Genomic DNA, 15264 nt, shown 5'->3' on the forward strand with positions numbered 1-15264 from the left:
CAACAAAGAGGGGGAGGGGGCTGGGTTTCAGCCCGGCGCGGTCTCGGCGGGGGGATGCGTGGCGCGGCGCAGCTGTTCCAGCACCGCGAGCGCCGCGCCCTCGTCGATGGAGCGGGCGGCGCGTTCGGCCGCGGCAGGGAGATCGGTCGTCTCGCCTGCGACGACAAGGGCTGCCGCCGCGTTCAGCACGACGCAATCGCGATAGGGGCCATGCATGCCGCGCAGCAGGGCCTCCAGCGCGGCGGCATTCTCCATCGGGTCGCCGCCTTTCAGCGCCTCGGCCGGCGCTTCCGGCAGCCCGGCATCGGCAGGGCGGATGGTGAACTCGCGGATCGCGCCGTTGTGCAGCTCGACCACCTGGCTCGGGCCGGCCAGCGTCAGCTCATCCAGCCCCTGCCCGTGCACGAGCCAGGCGCGCTCGGTACCGATGCGCAGGAGGGTCTCCGCCATCGGGCGCAGCCATTGCGGGGCGAAGGCGCCGGTCATCTGCCGCTTTACCCGGGCCGGATTGGTCAGCGGCCCCAGCAGGTTGAAGATGGTGCGCGTGCCCAGTTCCACGCGCGGCCCGGCGGCGTGGCGCAGCGCGGCGTGGTGGCGGGGCGCCATCAGGAACACCATTCCGGCCTGCCGCAGCACATCCGGCAGCAGCGGCAGCGGCACGTCGAGGTTGATGCCCAGCGCCGCCAGCGCGTCCGAGGCGCCGGACCTGGAAGAGAGGGCGCGGTTGCCGTGCTTGGCCACCTTCACCCCCGCGCCGGCCACCACCATGGCGGCGGCGGTGGAGATGTTCAGCGTGCCCGCGCCATCGCCCCCGGTGCCGACGATGTCGATGGTACCCGGCGGCGCCTCGATGGCCGCCATCCGGGCGGTCATGGCGCGCGCGGCGCCGGTCATCTCGGCCACTGTCTCGCCACGCACCCGCATGGCCATCAGCATGCCGGCGATCTGCGCGGGGGTGGCCTCGCCCTCCATGATCTGGCCGAAGGCCTGCTCCGCCTCGGCCTCGGAGAGCGTTTCACCCAGCGCCAGGCGGGCGAGGACGGGCTTCAGCGTCAGCATGCCCTGCCTGCCATGGCAGCAGCGGCGCGCAAGGGTGTGACGATACGGAAGAACCGGTCCATCGGCTCGCTCTGCCGGAACATGATGCTGCGATCCTCCTGTGGGGCATGGTGCGCCAGCATCGGCGAGGCCGGCCGCAACGGGAGGCTAGCCTTTGCGCTCATCGGACAACAAGGGGAGATGAATCTCCCCCTGACGTCAGCGACGCCGCTCTTTCGTGGCGCATGGGAAAGTTGAAAAACAAAGGAATAGAGTACGGTTTTGCAGCGAATATTCAGCCTTGCCGTCCTGGGGGGAGCGCCTGCGCGCGCAGGTGATCCCCGTTCACCGCGGGGTCACCTGCTCCAGAAGGGCCTCGTTGTAGGTGACCTCCGCCCGCGCGCGCAGAGCATCGAGATACTGCGCCTCCAGGTCGTTCAGCATCGCCTGCTCGACGGCATCGCGCACGCGGCCCACCGCCAGCGGGTCGCCGTCCGGGTTGAAGGGCATCACCTGCACGGGCTGCGCCACCGCGAAGCCATCCGCCGTCTCGGCCATGGTGGCCTGGTCCGGCGGGGTGTCGAAAACCGGGCGCAGCAGTTCGGCCGGCAGCCGTAGACCGGGCTGCGGCTGCCGGCTGAAGGGGCCGACGCGCTGCACCGGGAGGTCTGCCTCGCGTGCCGCCTCGGCCAGCGGCCTGCCACCCTTCACCGCCGTCAGCAGCGCCGCCGCGCGCTCCTCCTGGGCATGGCGGCGGGCATTGGCCAGCCAGGCCTCGCGCACCTGCGCCTCGACCTGCTCGAAGGGGCGCAGCGCGGCGGGGATGATCTCCTTCAGCTCGAAGGCGAAGAGGGCGGTCTGCCCGGCCTCGGCGAGGCGCGGCGCGTCGCCCTGCTGTGCGGCGAAGACGGCGCGCAGCGCGATGTCCTCGGCCGCGCCGCTCAGCGGCAGGTCGGCGGGGGTGCCGGCCTGGGTCTGGCCCGAGGCGTCGGTGGTCACCTCGGCCAGGGCGAGGCCGAAACGCTGGGCCGCCTCCGCCAGGGTGGCGCCGCCGGCGAGGGCGTCCTCCACCTGGTTGGCACGCTCATAGGCGAGATCGGCCGCGCGCTCCCGGCGGACCATGGCGGCCAGCTCGTCGCGCACCGCGTCGAAGCCGCGCACCTGCTCGGGTTGGATATCGGTCACCTTCAGCACGTGCCAGCCGAAGCTGGTCCGCACGGGATCGCTGATGCCGTTCTCCGGCAGGGCGAAGGCGGCCTGCGCCAGCTCCGGCACCGGCAGCCCGCTGCGGTCGGTGGTGCCGAGCGAGACCGCCTGGCCGCCTGCCTGCTGGGCCGCCGCCTCGATGCCGGCGAAGTCGGCGCCGCCGCGCCACTGCTCGGCCACCGCCTGCGCCTTCTCCTGGCTGGGCAGCAGGGCCTGCTCGATGGTGCGGCGTTCCGGCGCCTCGAACTCGTTGCGGTGCGCCTCGTAGGCGGCGCGCAGCTCCTCCTCGGTCGGCTTGATCTCGGCGGCCACCGTCTCGGGCGAAAGCACCGCGAGGGTGTAGCGGCGGTACTGGGGGGAGGAGAAGCGGTCGGGGTTGTTCTCGTGGAAGCGCCGGAGCTGGACCTCCTCGGGCGCCGCCGGCTCGGGGGCGGCGGCGAAGGGCAGCAGCACCAGATCGGCCACGCGCTGCTCGCGCTCCCAGGCCAGCAGCGGCTTGGTCAGCGCATCCGGCCCGGCAGCACCGGCGCGCACCGCGCCGACGAGCTGCTGGCGCTGCAGATCGGCCCGCAGCAGGTTGAGGAACTCGCCTTCGCTCAGGCCGTTGTTGCGCAGGAAGCCGTCGAACAGCGGGCGGCTGAAGCGGCCATCGGCGCCGTGGAAGGCGGGAATGCCGAAAATGTAGTCGCGCAGGGCCGTCTCAGGCACCGCGATGTTCATGCGCGCCGCCTCCTGGCGCTGCACGCGATCCAGAACGAGCTGCTCCACCGCCTGCCGGCCGACGGCCTGCGCCATGCGCGGGTTCATCTCGAAGCTCGGGCCGAGCTGGCGCTGCATCCGCAGCATTTCCCGGCGCGCCGCCTGCTGGGCTTCCGTCAGCTCGATGGGATCGCCGCCGACCCGGGCGACCGCGGTGTCGGTGCCGATCCGGCGGACGATGTCCTCGATCCCCCAAATACCGAAGGAAAGGATCAGGAGAAGGAACAGGGCCTTGGCAAACCAGGTGCCGGCAAGGCGTCGCAGCGCAGTGAGCATCGTGATCCGTCTGGATGGAGGCGGCCGGACCATAGGGAAAACGCGCCCGGTTGCCAAACATGGCCGCCCCCTGTAGCGCGGCGGGGAAGGATTTTCGTCCGAATCAGGAAGCAAGGAGCCGAGCATGACCCCTGGTGTGCGCACGATGATCGCCGGGAACTGGAAGATGCACGGCACCCTGGCGGAGGCCACGGCCCTGGCGCAGGGTGTCGCTGCCGGGGCGGGAGGGGCGGCGGAGCTGCTGGTCTGCCCGCCGTTCCCGCATCTGGCGGCGGTGAAGATGGCCATGGTGGGCAGTGCGGTCGGCCTCGGCGCGCAGGACTGCCACGCCAAGGCGAAGGGCCCCCATACCGGGGACGTCTCGGCGGCCATGCTGAAGGATGTCGGCGCGAGCTATGTGATTCTCGGCCATTCCGAGCGCCGCGCCGACCACGGGGAGAGCGATGCCGCAGTGAAGGCCAAGGCCGAGGCGGCGCTGGCCGAGGGCCTGACGCCGATCGTCTGCGTGGGCGAGAGCGAGGCGCAGCGGCTGGCCGGGGATGCGGAGCCGGTGGTGGCCGGGCAACTCGCCGGCAGCCTGCCCGAGGGCTTCGGCGCGGCCGGCGGCGTGGTCGCCTATGAGCCGGTCTGGGCCATCGGTACCGGCCGCACCCCGACGGATGAGGACATCGCCGCCATGCATGCCCGCATCCGGGCGGAGCTGGTGCGCGCCTTCGGCGCCGCGGGGGAGGGGCTGCGCATCCTCTATGGCGGCTCGGTGAAGCCCAGCAATGCCAAGGCGATCCTGGCCCTGCCCCATGTGGATGGCGCGCTGGTCGGCGGCGCCAGCCTGGTGGCGGCCGACTTCCTGGCGATCGCCGCCGCCGTCGCGTGACGGCGGCGGCGGGGCCGCTCAGGCGGCCCGCAGGCTGCCGAGGAAGCCGCTGACCTCCTGGCGCAGGGTGCCGAGCTGGCCGGTGACGCCGGCCGCCGCCGTCTGCACCTGCTGCGCGGCGCTGCCGGTGGTGCCGGCGGCGCCGGCCACCCGCTCCAGCTCCTGCGAGACCTCCCCGGTGCGGGCCGCGGCCTGGCTGACGTTCTGGGCGATCTCCCGCATCGCGGCGGTCTGCTCCTCGACCGCCGCGGCAATGGCGCTGGCGATGCTGTCCACCGAGGAGACCGTGCCGGCGATGCCGCGCACCCGCTCCACCGCCTGCGCCGTCTCCTCCTGGATGGTGGCGATCTGGCTGCGGATCTCCTCGGTCGCCTTGGCGGTCTGCGCCGCGAGGCTCTTCACCTCGGAGGCGACCACCGCGAAGCCCTTGCCGGATTCACCGGCCCGCGCCGCCTCGATGGTGGCGTTGAGCGCCAGAAGGTTGGTCTGGCCGGCGATCTGCTCGATCAGCTGCACCACGTCACCGACCTGCCGGGCGGCCTCGGCGAGGCCCTGCACCGAAGCGTCGGTGCGCTGGGCATCCGCCACGGCGGCGCGGATCACGCCGGAGGCCTCGGTCACCTGGCGGCCGATCTCGGCGCTGCTGCTGGTCATCTCCTCCACCGCCGCGGCAACGCCATTGACGTTGGTGGCGGCGCTCCCGGCGCTGCGCAGCGCGCCCTCGGTGCCGGTGCGGGCGCTCTCGGCGGCCTGCACCATGGTGGCGGCGACGCCGCGCAGACCCTCGCCGGCCTCCGCAAGACGGCCGACAATCTGGCCCACCGAGCTGTCGAGCCGGGCGGCCAGCGCCTCCAGGGAGGCGCGCTTCTCCGCCGCCGCCTCCTGTTCGCGGCGGGCGGTCTCGGCCTCCAGGCTACGCTTGGCGAGGGCGTTCTCGCGCAGCACGGCGAGGGCGGCGGCCATTTCACCGATTTCGTCGCCGCGGCCGGTCTCCGGCACCGCGCCATCCAGCTCCCCGCCCGAGATGCGCGCCATGCCCTGGGCAAGCCGGCGCAGCGCGCCGCCGATGTCGCGCGCGATGAGCCAGGCGCCGAGTCCCGTCAGCGCCAGCAGGGCGGTCGCGGCGAGGCCGAAGCGCAGGATGACGGCGTTGAACTCCGCATCCAGGTCGTCGGCATAGGCGCCGGAGGCGAGGATCATGTTCCAGGGGGCGAAGTGGCGGGCGAAGACCAGCTTCTCAAGCGGCTCCCTCTGCCCCGGCTTCGGGTACCAGTAGGAGCCGGTCCCGCCCTGCGGCCCCGTCAGCGCGGCGCTGCGCAACACCTCGGGAATGACATTGCCGAAGTGGTCCCGCGTCGTGCTGATCTTGCCCTCGGCGGCCGGTGTCGCTGGCGAGAGGAAGGTGAACCCGTCCATCCCATAGGCCAGGACATAGCCGGTGCCGCCATCGAAGCGGAAGGAACGGGCCTGCTGGCGGAAGCGTTCGGTCGCCTCGTCGCGCGTCAGGCTGCCGGCGGCAACCTGCTTCTCCAGCGTCTCCGCGACGCTGCGGACGATCTCGACCGCAGCGCGCAGCTTGTCCACGCGGTCCTCCCGCATGCGGCTTCGGATCACCTCCGCCGAGGCGCCGAACAGCAGCAGCACGGTCAGTGCCGAAAGGCCCAGCAGGATCACGAACTTGGATCGGATACGCAGCCGATGAAGCAGATGCACGGGGTTCACCTCCATTCTTCGCGGCGCCGGGCGCCGCCTCTCCGGGCATGGTGACCTCCGGCGCCTAACGGAAGCTTGCTGCGGCTGCGAAGCGATGGGCCGGAAACCGGCCTATGACCGTGCCAGCGCAAGATCTCACGAAATGTTGAGAGCAATGCAGGCTCTTTTCTTACAAGCCACATAGCGCGACACTTCTCCATCATGTCGAACAACCAGACCGCGCAGGCGCTTGCCGCGCTTGAATCCGCCCGCCGCGAAACCGAGGCCAGCCTGCTCGAATGGCTGCGCATCCCCAGTGTCAGCGCCCAGCCCGCCCATGCGCCCGACTGCCGTGCCGCCGCCGAATGGCTGGCGCGCGAACTGGGCGAACTCGGCTTTCAGGCACGGCTGCGCGACACGCCCGGCCATCCCGTGGTGATCGCCGCCCATCCCGGCCCCGGCGGCGATGCGCCGCATGTGCTGATCTACGGCCATTACGACGTGCAGCCGCCGGAGCCGCTGGCCCTGTGGGACAGCCCGCCCTTCGCGCCGGTCATCACTGAAGGACCGCGGGGGCCGCGCATCGTCGCCCGCGGTGCGGTGGACGACAAAGGCCAGGTGATGACCTGGCTGGCCGCGCTGCGCGCCTGGAACACGACGGCCGGCGGCCCGCCGGTGCGCGTCAGCGTGCTGGTTGAGGGCGAGGAGGAGGTCGGCAGCCCGAACCTCGACGCCGTGCTGGAGGCGGAGAAGGCCACGCTTGCCGCCGATTTCGCGCTGATCAGCGACACCAACATGTGGGACCCGCAGACGCCGGCGCTGACCGTCAGCCTGCGCGGCATGGTCTATGTGCAGATCGACTTGAAGCTCGGCGATCGCGACCTGCATTCCGGCCTGTTCGGCGGTTCGGCCGGCAATGTGCTGAACCTGCTGACCCGCATCCTCGGCGAGCTGAAGGATGCCGAGGGGCGCATCCAGATCCCGGACTTCTATGACGGCGTGGCCGAGCCGACGGTCGAGCAGCGCGCCGCCTGGGAGGCGCTGGGCTTCGACGAAGCCGCCTTCCTTGGCACCCAGGGCCTCTCCGTGCCGGGCGGCGAGAAGGGCCGTAGCGCGCCGGAGCGGCTCTGGGCGCGCCCGACCGCCGACATCAACGGCATCTGGGGCGGCTACATGGGCGAGGGGTCCAAGACCGTCATCGCCTGCGAGGGTCACGCCAAGCTCTCCTGCCGGCTGGTGGCGGGGCAGGACCCGGCGAAGATCGTCGAAGGCATTCGTGCCTTCGTGCAGGCCCGCCTGCCGGCGGACGCGAAGTTCGAGCTGCAGGTCTTCGGCATGGCGCCGGCCGTCTCCGTGCCGTCCGACTCGCCCTGGCTGAAGGCGGCGGAGGAGGTGCTGCTGGAGGAGTTCGGCAGGCCGGCGGTGCGTGCCGGTGGCGGCGGCTCGATCCCGGTGGCCTCCAGCCTGAAGGGCATCCTGGGGCTGGACAGCCTGCTGATGGGCTTCGGCCTGGATGACGACCAGGTTCACAGCCCGAATGAGAAGTTCGAACTGAGCTGCCTGCATGCCGGGGCGCGCAGCCATGTGCGGCTGCTCGGGAAGCTCGGAAGGTAAAAGAAGGCTTGGGGGAAGGAATTCCCGTCGGACGCAGTGCGTCCGACCCCCCATCTTCTTTTTGTCAGTTTGGCGCAGCGCGGGCCGCTTGCGCGGGAAACCCGAGGAAAAAAGATGGGGGGCCTGGGGGGAATTCATTCCCCCCAGCCTTGTTTCAGCCCTTGGACACCGCCGCGCGGATGGCGCCGAGGGTTTCCTCGATCATCCCGGCCGTCACGTCGAGATGCGTGCAGGCCCGGATGCGCCCGCCCAGCATGGAGAGGTGGATGCCCTGGAGGCGCAGCGCGCCGACCAGGTCCGCCGCCGAGAGGCCGGTGCCGGAGGGGTCGAAGAACACCAGGTTGGTGTCCGGCTCCTCGACCTTCATGCCGGAGATCTGCCGCAGGCCGCGCGCCAGCGCCTTGGCGTTGGCATGGTCCTCGGTGAGGCGGTCGATGTTGTGGTCCAGCGCGTAGAGGCAGGCGGCGGCGCAGATGCCGGCCTGCCGCATCGAGCCGCCCAGCCGCTGCTTCCAGCGCCAGGCCTGGCCGATGAACTCGGCGGAGCCGCAGAGTACCGCGCCGAGCGGGGCGCCCAGGCCCTTGGTGAAGTCCAGCCAGACGGAGTCGAAGCCGGCCACCATCTCGGCGGCGGGAATGCCGGCACCGACCACGGCGTTCATCAGCCGGGCGCCGTCCATATGCGTGGCCCAGCCCTGCTCACGCGCCACGGCGACGACGGAGTCGAGCTGCTCCTGCGGCCAGATGCCGCCGCCGCCGATATTGGCGGTCTGCTCCACCTCCAGCAGGCGCTGCGGCGGGCTGTAGCGGCCGCCCGGACGGATGGCGGCGCGCAGGGTGTCGGCGTCGAACATGCCGCGCGCGCCCTTCAGGGGATGGATCTGCACGCCCGTGGTGGCCGCGTGGGTGCCGCCCTCGCTGGAGAGGATATGCGCCGTCTCATGCGCCAGCACCTCGTCGCCGGCGTGGCAATGGGTGCGGATGGCGATGACGTTGCACATGGTGCCGGAGGGCAGGAAGACCGCCGCTTCCTTGCCCATCAGCGCCGCCATGCGGTCGCAGAGGGCGTTCACCGTCGGGTCGTCGCCAAACTGCTCGTCGCCCACTTCGGCGGCCATCATGGCCTCCTTCATGGCCCGGCTCGGGCGGGTCTGCGTGTCCGAATAGAGATTGATGCGGACCGGCGGGGCGCCGACTGGGGGGCGGGACGGGGCATGCACCATCGGGGCGGACCTTTGCTGGAAGACGGGCTCAGTCGGAGAGGTCGGTGATCGAGACGTAGAGCCACCGGGCCAGCCGGTAGATCACGAACAGCACGACCAGCGCCGCGAGCGCAGGGAAGAGCCAGCCGGGCAGGTCCTGCAGCAGGACCGGGCCGGTGGACTGCCAATAGGTGAGGGCCGCCAGGGCGGCGAGCAGGATCAGGGCGAGCGGCATCGGTGCCGGCAGCATGGCAGGGGCAACCGGCGCCGTCAGCCCCTTACGGCCGGCGCCGGGCGGGTTTTATGGCGCGGCCGGCGAGTTGCCCGGCACAGGCGAACCCTCGGCCGTGCGGGCGTACCCGTCCCGCCCGTAGAGCGCCATGGCGCGCCGCTCGAAGGCGCGGACCATCAGCCGCACCGCCTCGTTGAAGACGGTGCCGATCACGGCCTGCAACAGCCGCGAGCGGAACTCGAAATCGACGAAGAAATCGACCTCGGTGCCGCCCTCGACCGGGTTGAAGGTCCAGTTGTTGTTGAGGTAGCGGAAGGGGCCGTTCTCGTAGCGCACGCGGATGCTGTGCGGCCGCTCCAGCAGCACCCGCGAGCGGAAGGTCTCGCGGAACATCTTGAAGCCGATGGTCAGGTCGGCCAGCAGTTCGTTCTCGGTGTGTGAGACGACCCGCGCGCCGACGCACCAGGGCAGGAACTCCGGGTAGCGGCGGACATCCGCCACCAGGTTGTACATCTGCTCAGGGCTGTAGCGCAGGATGCGCTTCTCGGCATGGGTCGGCATCAGGCAGCAACGCCGCCGCGGAGCTTGGCGTTGCGCGCCTCCCGCAGGGCCGCGAAGTCGCGGTCCGCGTGGTAGGAGGAGCGGGTCAGCGGCGTGGCGGAAACCAGCAGGAAGCCCTTGCCGCGGGCCATGCGGGCATAGTCCTCGAACTCGGCCGGCTCGACGAAGCGGTCCACCGCCGCGTGCTTCACCGTGGGCTGGAGATACTGGCCGATGGTGAGGAAGTCGATCTCGGCGCTGCGCATGTCATCCATCACCTGCAGCACCTCGGTCCGCGTCTCGCCCAGGCCGACCATCAGGCCGGACTTGGTGAAGATCGAGGGGTCCAGCTCCTTCACCCGGTCCAGCAGGCGCAGCGAGTGGAAGTAGCGGGCGCCGGGGCGGATGCTGGGATAGAGCTTCGGCACCGTCTCCAGGTTGTGGTTGAAGACGTCCGGCTTCGCGGCGACCACCACCTCCAGCGCGCCGTCCTTGCGCAGGAAGTCGGGGGTCAGGATCTCGATGGTGGTCTCGGGCGCCGCCGAGCGGATGGCGGCGATCACGGCGGCGAAATGGGCGGCGCCGCCATCGGCCAGGTCGTCCCGGTCCACGCTGGTGATGACCACATGGCGCAGGCCGAGCTTGGCCACGGCATCGGCCACGCGGCGCGGCTCATCGGCGTCCAACTGCTTGGGCTGGCCGGTGGTGATGTTGCAGAAGGAGCAGGCGCGGGTGCAGATCTCGCCCATGATCATCATGGTGGCGTGGCGCTGCGACCAGCACTCCCCGATGTTCGGGCAGGCCGCCTCCTCGCACACCGTCACCAGCTTGTTGTCGCGCATGAGGCCGCGCGTCTCGTGGTAGATCGGGTGGGTCGGCGCCTTGACCCGGATCCAGTCCGGCTTGCGTTTGATCGGGTTGTCCGGGCGGTGCGCCTTCTCGGGGTGGCGCAGCGGCTTCGGGGCGGCGCCCTCGGCGCCGGCGACGGCGCCGCCGGCCCGGTGATCGATCAGGATACGGGTGGCCATTCGGGATTCTGGCTCCTTGCCGGTCGGCCCGCGCCGGTCGGTTCCGGAGCGGGCCGCTGGCCGTGCTCTATAGAGGCAATCCGGGCGCGGAGGCGAGGGGTGCGCCCCGCGCCACGCCTGGCTCAGATGTGGAGCACCTGCCCATAGGCATCAAGCACCGCCTCGTGCATGGTCTCGGAGACGGTGGGGTGCGGGAAGACGGTGTGCATCAGCTCCGCCTCGGTGGTCTCGAGCGTCCGGGCGATGGTGTAGCCCTGGATCATCTCGGTGACCTCGGGCCCGACCATATGGGCGCCGAGCAGCGCGCCGGTCTTGGCGTCGAACACCGTCTTGGCGAAGCCCTCCGGCTCGCCAAGCGCGATGGCCTTGCCGTTGCCGATGAAGGGGAAGCGGCCGACCCGTACCTCGTAGCCCATTTCCTTGGCGCGGGCCTCCGTGAGCCCGACGGAGGCCACCTGCGGGCGGCAATAGGTGCAGCCCGGGATGTTGCCGGTATCCGTGGGGTGCGGGTGCATGCCGGCGATGGCCTCGACGGTGACGACGCCCTCATGCATGGCCTTGTGGGCCAGCCAGGGCGGGCCGGTCAGGTCGCCGATGGCCCAGACGCCGTCCTCGCCGGTGCGGCCGAGCGGGTCGGTGACGACATGCGTCTTCTCGACTTTGATCCTGGTGCCTTCGAGGCCGATGTTCTCGACATTGCCGACGATGCCGACCGCCGAGATCAGCCGGTCGGCCTGGATCTCCTGCACCTTGCCATTGGCCTCGACCACCGCGGTCACGCCATCGGCCGACTTGCGCACGCCCTGGATGCGGGCGCCGGTCAGCACCTTCATGCCCTGCTTGGTGAAGGACTTCTGCACGAAAGCGGAGACCTCGGCATCCTCCACCGGCAGGATGCGGTCCATCACCTCGATCAGCGTGACCTCGGCGCCCATGTTCAGGAAGAAGGAGGCGAACTCGCTGCCGATGGCGCCGGAGCCGACCACGATCAGCTTCTTCGGCATGATGTCGGGCACCAGCGCCTCGCGGTAGCTCCAGATGAGCTTGCCGTCCGGCTCCATGCCGGGAATGACGCGGGCGCGGGCGCCGGTGGCCAGGATGATGTTCTTGGCCTGCAGCTCGGTGGCGGGCTGGCCGTCCTTGCTCACGGTGAGCTTGCCGGGACCGGCCAGCTTGCCGCTGCCGTCGAACACCGTGATCTTGTGCTTCTTCATCAGGCCGCGCACGCCCGAGGAGAGCTGCCCGGAGACCTGCCGCGAGCGCTTCACCACCGCGTTGAAGTCGAAGCGCACATTGTCCGCCGCGAAGCCATAGGGGCCGAGATTGTGCAGGAGGTGGTTGATCTCGGAGGCGCGCAGCAGCGCCTTGGTGGGGATGCAGCCCCAGTTGAGGCAGATGCCGCCGAGATGCTCGCGCTCCACCACGGCGGTCTTCATCTTGAGCTGCGCGGCGCGGATGGCGGCGACATAGCCACCGGGGCCGCCGCCCACCACCACCAGATCGAACTGCTCGGCCATGCTCTCCGGCTCCCTTGAGGCGGTGTCTCAGCCGGCCAGCGCGCGCAGCGCTTCACCGGAGAGGCGTTGATCGGTCCATTCCTCGCGCCCGACCGCGCCGATCCGCCGGTAGAAGGCGATTGCCGGCGCGTTCCAGTCGAGCACGTTCCATTCCACCCAGGCATGGCCGCTTTCCAGGGCCTTCCGCGCCGCGGCGCGGAAGAAGGCGAGGCCAATGCCACGCCGGCGATGCTCCGGATCGACGAAGACGTCCTCGATCCAGAGGCCGGAGCGACCGGCGAAGGTGCTGAAGGTCTCGTACCACAGGCAGACGCCGACGGCCTCGCCGTCCACCTCCGCCAGCAGCCCCTGGATGCGGCGGGTGGCCAGCGCGCCGTAGTAGTCCTGCGCGGTGGCCACCACCTCGTGCCCCAGCTTCTCGTAGTCCGCCAGCGCCTGCACGAGGCGGAGGACGTCCTCCGCGTCGCGCGGGCGCAGTTCGCGCAGGGCGAAGCCGGGCGCGCCGCTCACAGCATCAGGCTCAGCGGGTCCTCGACCACCTTCTTGAAGGCGGCGATCCATTCGGCGGCCAGCGCGCCGTCCACCACCCGGTGATCCACCGAGAGGGTGCAGGTCATCACCGTGGCGATGGCCAGCGCGCCGTCCTTCACCACCGGGCGCTGCTGCCCGGCGCTGACCGCCAGGATGCCGGCCTGCGGCGGGTTGATGATGGCCGCGAAGTCCGTCACCCCGTACATCCCCATGTTGGAGATGCTGAAGCCGCCGCCCTGGAACTCCTCCAGCTTGAGCTTGCCGGAGCGGGCGCGGGCGGCCAGGTCCTTCATCTCGTTGCTGATGGCGGCCAGGCCCTTCTGGTCGGCCTTGCGGACGATCGGCGTGATCAGCCCCTCGGGGATGGAGACGGCCACCGAGATGTCCACGTCGTGGTACTGGATGATGGCGTCATCGGTCCAGGAGGCGTTGACGTTCGGGAACTGGCGCAGCACCCGGGCGGCGGCCTTGATGATCAGGTCGTTCACCGAGAGCTTGAAGGCGCCGGGACCTTCCTTCGGCGCGCGGCTGTTGAGGTCCGCCCGCAGCTTCAGCAGCGCATCCAGCTCGATATCCATCGAGACATAGAAGTGCGGCACCGTCGCCTTGCTCTCCGCCAGGCGCCTGGCGATGACCTTGCGCATGGAGGAGTTGGGCAGGGCGGTGTGCGGCGCCGTGATCGGCGCGGCGGGTGCCTTCGGCGCCTGCGCCGCGGCCGCTGCCGGCGTGGCGCTGGTGGAGGGGCCCGCGGCCGGCGCGGCCTTGGCGGCCGGCGCGGTCTTGGGCTGCGCCGCAGCGGCCTCGATATCGGCCTTCACGATCCGGCCGTTCGGACCGGAGCCCTGGATGCCGGAAAGTTCCAGTCCCGCCTGCTTCGCCATGCGGCGGGCCAGCGGCGAGGCGAAGATGCGGTCGCCCGCCTCGGCCGGCTTCGGCGCCGGCTTGTTCTCGTTCGCGGTGGCGGCCTTGGGCTGCTGCTCGCCGGAAGCAGGCTTGCTGGCCGGGGCCGCCTCCTGCTTCGGGGTGGCCTCAGGCTTCGGCGCCGCCTTGGGGGCGGCACCGGCGCCCTCCGGCACCGCCTCGCCTTCCTCGACGAGGATGCCGATCGGGTCGTTGACCTTCACGCCCTCGGTGCCGTCCTGCACCAGGATCTTGCCGAGGATGCCCTCATCGACCGCCTCGAACTCCATCGTCGCCTTGTCGGTCTCGATCTCGGCGATGATGTCGCCGGCCTTCACCGGCTCGCCTTCCTTCTTCAGCCAGCGCGCGAGCGTCCCCTCCGTCATGGTCGGGGAGAGCGCGGGCATCAGGATGTTGGTGGCCATCGTCCCGCGTTCCCCTTACTTCCGGTAGGTGGCTTGCTTCACGGCGTCCACGACGTCCGCGACGGTCGGCAGGGCCAGCTTCTCGAGGTTGGCCGCATAGGGCATCGGCACGTCCTTGCCGGCGACGCGCACCGGCGGGGCGTCCAGATGGTCGAAGGCGTGCTCGATCACCTGCATCGCCACCTCCCCGCCGATGCCGGAGAAGGCCCAGCCTTCCTCGACGGTGACGAGGCGGTTGGTCTTCTTCACGGAGGCGACGATCGTCTCGATGTCCAGCGGGCGGATGCTGCGGAGGTTGACCACCTCGGCCTCGATGCCCTCCTCGGCCAGCTTCTCGGCCGCCTGCATCGCCAGGCCCACCTCGATGCTGTAGGCGACGATGGTGACGTCCTTGCCGGCGCGCTCCACCTTCGCCTTGCCGATCGGCAGGATGAAGTCCTCGGCGGTCGGGCACTCGAAGCTCTGGCCGTAGAGGATCTCGTTCTCCAGCACGATCACCGGATTCGGGTCGCGGATGGCGGCGCGCAGCAGGCCCTTGGCATCGGCCGAGGACCAGGGCGCCACCACCTTCAGCCCCGGCACATGCGCGTACCAGGAGGCGTAGTCCTGGCTGTGCTGCGCCGCCACGCGGGCGGCCGCGCCGTTCGGGCCGCGGAAGACGATCGGGCAGCCGAGCTGGCCGCCGGACATGTACAGCGTCTTGGCGGCGCTGTTCACGATCTGGTCGATCGCCTGCATGGAGAAGTTGAAGGTCATGAACTCGACGATCGGCTTCAGCCCGGTGAAGGCCGCGCCCACCGCCATGCCGGTGAAGCCGTGCTCGGTGATGGGGGTGTCCACCACCCGCTTCGGGCCGAACTCGTCCAGCAGGCCCTGGCTGATCTTGTAGGCGCCCTGGTACTGCGCGACCTCCTCGCCCATCAGGAAGACGTTGGGGTCGGCGCGCATCTCGGCCGCCATGGCATCGCGCAGCGCCTCGCGCACCGTGATGCTCTTGGTCTCGCCCCAGTCCTTCTCCGCCTCGAGGGCGGGCGCCTTGGGCTCGGCCTTGGCCTCCGGGCGCTCCTGCGCGCCGCGCGCGGCGACGGCGCCGTGGTCCTCCGCCTGCTCGGCCACCGCACCGGTCTCGCCGCCCTGCATGGTGGCGTTGGAGACGGGCTGCTGCGGACCGGCCGAGGCATTGCCGGCGTCGCCACCGTCGATCTCGGCGATCGGCGAGTTCACCGCCACGTTCTCGGTGCCCTCGGCCACGAGCAGCTTGGTCAGCGTGCCTTCATCGACCGCCTCGACCTCCATGGTCGCCTTGTCGGTCTCGATCTCGGCGATGACGTCGCCGGAGGCGACGGTGTCGCCTTCCTTCTTCAGCCAGCGCGCCAGCTTCCCCTCGGTCATGGTGGGGGAAAGGGCGGGCATCAGGATCGTCGCACCCAT

The 15264-nt window shown here is 70.7% G+C and carries 13 protein-coding genes; 2 read left to right on the forward strand and 11 right to left on the reverse strand.

What is annotated here, in order from left to right; all coding sequences use genetic code 11:
- Positions 1-27: 27 nt before the first annotated feature.
- Together trpD and QMO56_RS03965 are read right to left on the reverse strand one after the other, a co-directional pair.
- Positions 28-1059 carry an anthranilate phosphoribosyltransferase gene (gene trpD, locus QMO56_RS03960; RefSeq protein WP_283523732.1) on the reverse strand — a complete coding sequence of 344 codons (1032 nt, stop codon included), beginning with the start codon at positions 1057-1059 and terminating at the stop codon, positions 28-30.
- Positions 1060-1383: 324 nt separating this feature from the next.
- A complete protein-coding gene (locus tag QMO56_RS03965; RefSeq protein ID WP_283523733.1) occupies positions 1384-3279 on the reverse strand; it encodes a SurA N-terminal domain-containing protein in 1896 nt (631 codons plus the stop codon).
- Between the two features lie 124 nt (positions 3280-3403).
- Here QMO56_RS03965 and tpiA point away from each other — a divergent pair, with 124 nt between their 5' ends.
- A complete protein-coding gene (tpiA, locus tag QMO56_RS03970) occupies positions 3404-4153 on the forward strand; it encodes a triose-phosphate isomerase (protein WP_408906499.1) in 750 nt (249 codons plus the stop codon).
- Positions 4154-4171: 18 nt separating this feature from the next.
- Here the strand turns inward: tpiA and QMO56_RS03975 are convergent, their stop codons facing one another.
- The gene (locus QMO56_RS03975; protein WP_283523734.1) at positions 4172-5866 is read right to left on the reverse strand and encodes a methyl-accepting chemotaxis protein; all 1695 of its coding nucleotides are present in this window, start codon (positions 5864-5866) and stop codon (positions 4172-4174) included.
- A gap of 201 nt (positions 5867-6067) precedes the next feature.
- Here QMO56_RS03975 and QMO56_RS03980 point away from each other — a divergent pair, with 201 nt between their 5' ends.
- The gene (locus QMO56_RS03980) at positions 6068-7459 is read left to right on the forward strand and encodes a M20/M25/M40 family metallo-hydrolase (protein ID WP_283523735.1); all 1392 of its coding nucleotides are present in this window, start codon (positions 6068-6070) and stop codon (positions 7457-7459) included.
- Between the two features lie 154 nt (positions 7460-7613).
- Here QMO56_RS03980 and QMO56_RS03985 read toward each other — a convergent pair whose 3' ends face one another.
- From QMO56_RS03985 to QMO56_RS04020, 8 genes are all read right to left on the reverse strand, one after another.
- The gene (locus QMO56_RS03985; protein ID WP_283523736.1) at positions 7614-8681 is read right to left on the reverse strand and encodes a low specificity L-threonine aldolase; all 1068 of its coding nucleotides are present in this window, start codon (positions 8679-8681) and stop codon (positions 7614-7616) included.
- 28 nt (positions 8682-8709) lie between these two features.
- Positions 8710-8910 carry a hypothetical protein gene (locus QMO56_RS03990; protein ID WP_283523737.1) on the reverse strand — a complete coding sequence of 67 codons (201 nt, stop codon included), beginning with the start codon at positions 8908-8910 and terminating at the stop codon, positions 8710-8712.
- A 51-nt stretch (positions 8911-8961) separates the two neighbouring features.
- Complete coding sequence (locus tag QMO56_RS03995) at positions 8962-9453, reverse strand: type II toxin-antitoxin system RatA family toxin (protein WP_283523738.1); 492 nt, start codon at positions 9451-9453, stop codon at positions 8962-8964.
- Positions 9453-10460, reverse strand: a complete 1008-nt coding sequence (gene lipA / locus QMO56_RS04000) for a lipoyl synthase (protein ID WP_283523739.1) — start codon at positions 10458-10460, stop codon at positions 9453-9455. The genes QMO56_RS03995 and lipA overlap by 1 nt, the downstream gene beginning before the upstream one ends.
- 122 nt (positions 10461-10582) lie before the next feature.
- On the reverse strand, positions 10583-11977 hold the full coding sequence (gene lpdA, locus QMO56_RS04005; protein WP_283523740.1) for a dihydrolipoyl dehydrogenase: 1395 nt from the start codon (positions 11975-11977) through the stop codon (positions 10583-10585).
- Positions 11978-12004: 27 nt separating this feature from the next.
- Positions 12005-12487, reverse strand: a complete 483-nt coding sequence (locus tag QMO56_RS04010; protein ID WP_283523741.1) for a GNAT family N-acetyltransferase — start codon at positions 12485-12487, stop codon at positions 12005-12007.
- Entirely contained in the window at positions 12484-13833 is a 1350-nt protein-coding gene (locus QMO56_RS04015; RefSeq protein WP_283523742.1) for a pyruvate dehydrogenase complex dihydrolipoamide acetyltransferase, read from the reverse strand. The genes QMO56_RS04010 and QMO56_RS04015 overlap by 4 nt, the downstream gene beginning before the upstream one ends.
- Before the next feature lie 15 nt (positions 13834-13848).
- The gene (locus QMO56_RS04020; protein ID WP_283523743.1) at positions 13849-15264 is read right to left on the reverse strand and encodes a pyruvate dehydrogenase complex E1 component subunit beta; all 1416 of its coding nucleotides are present in this window, start codon (positions 15262-15264) and stop codon (positions 13849-13851) included.

It is taken from the genome of Roseomonas sp. E05, assembly GCF_030063475.1.
Classification (GTDB): domain Bacteria; phylum Pseudomonadota; class Alphaproteobacteria; order Acetobacterales; family Acetobacteraceae; genus Pseudoroseomonas.

What these genes read in the sequence shown, in the direction of transcription:
- trpD (WP_283523732.1), bottom strand. Translation starts at nt 1,059, where the DNA reads ATGCTGACGCTGAAGCCCGTCCTCGCCCGCCTGGCGCTGGGTGAAACG.
- QMO56_RS03965 (WP_283523733.1), bottom strand. Translation starts at nt 3,279, where the DNA reads ATGCTCACTGCGCTGCGACGCCTTGCCGGCACCTGGTTTGCCAAGGCC.
- tpiA (WP_408906499.1), top strand. Translation starts at nt 3,404, where the DNA reads ATGACCCCTGGTGTGCGCACGATGATCGCCGGGAACTGGAAGATGCAC.
- QMO56_RS03980 (WP_283523735.1), top strand. Translation starts at nt 6,068, where the DNA reads ATGTCGAACAACCAGACCGCGCAGGCGCTTGCCGCGCTTGAATCCGCC.
- QMO56_RS03985 (WP_283523736.1), bottom strand. Translation starts at nt 8,681, where the DNA reads ATGGTGCATGCCCCGTCCCGCCCCCCAGTCGGCGCCCCGCCGGTCCGC.
- QMO56_RS03990 (WP_283523737.1), bottom strand. Translation starts at nt 8,910, where the DNA reads ATGCTGCCGGCACCGATGCCGCTCGCCCTGATCCTGCTCGCCGCCCTG.
- QMO56_RS03995 (WP_283523738.1), bottom strand. Translation starts at nt 9,453, where the DNA reads ATGCCGACCCATGCCGAGAAGCGCATCCTGCGCTACAGCCCTGAGCAG.
- lipA (WP_283523739.1), bottom strand. Translation starts at nt 10,460, where the DNA reads ATGGCCACCCGTATCCTGATCGATCACCGGGCCGGCGGCGCCGTCGCC.
- lpdA (WP_283523740.1), bottom strand. Translation starts at nt 11,977, where the DNA reads ATGGCCGAGCAGTTCGATCTGGTGGTGGTGGGCGGCGGCCCCGGTGGC.
- QMO56_RS04015 (WP_283523742.1), bottom strand. Translation starts at nt 13,833, where the DNA reads ATGGCCACCAACATCCTGATGCCCGCGCTCTCCCCGACCATGACGGAG.
- QMO56_RS04020 (WP_283523743.1), bottom strand. Translation starts at nt 15,264, where the DNA reads ATGGGTGCGACGATCCTGATGCCCGCCCTTTCCCCCACCATGACCGAG.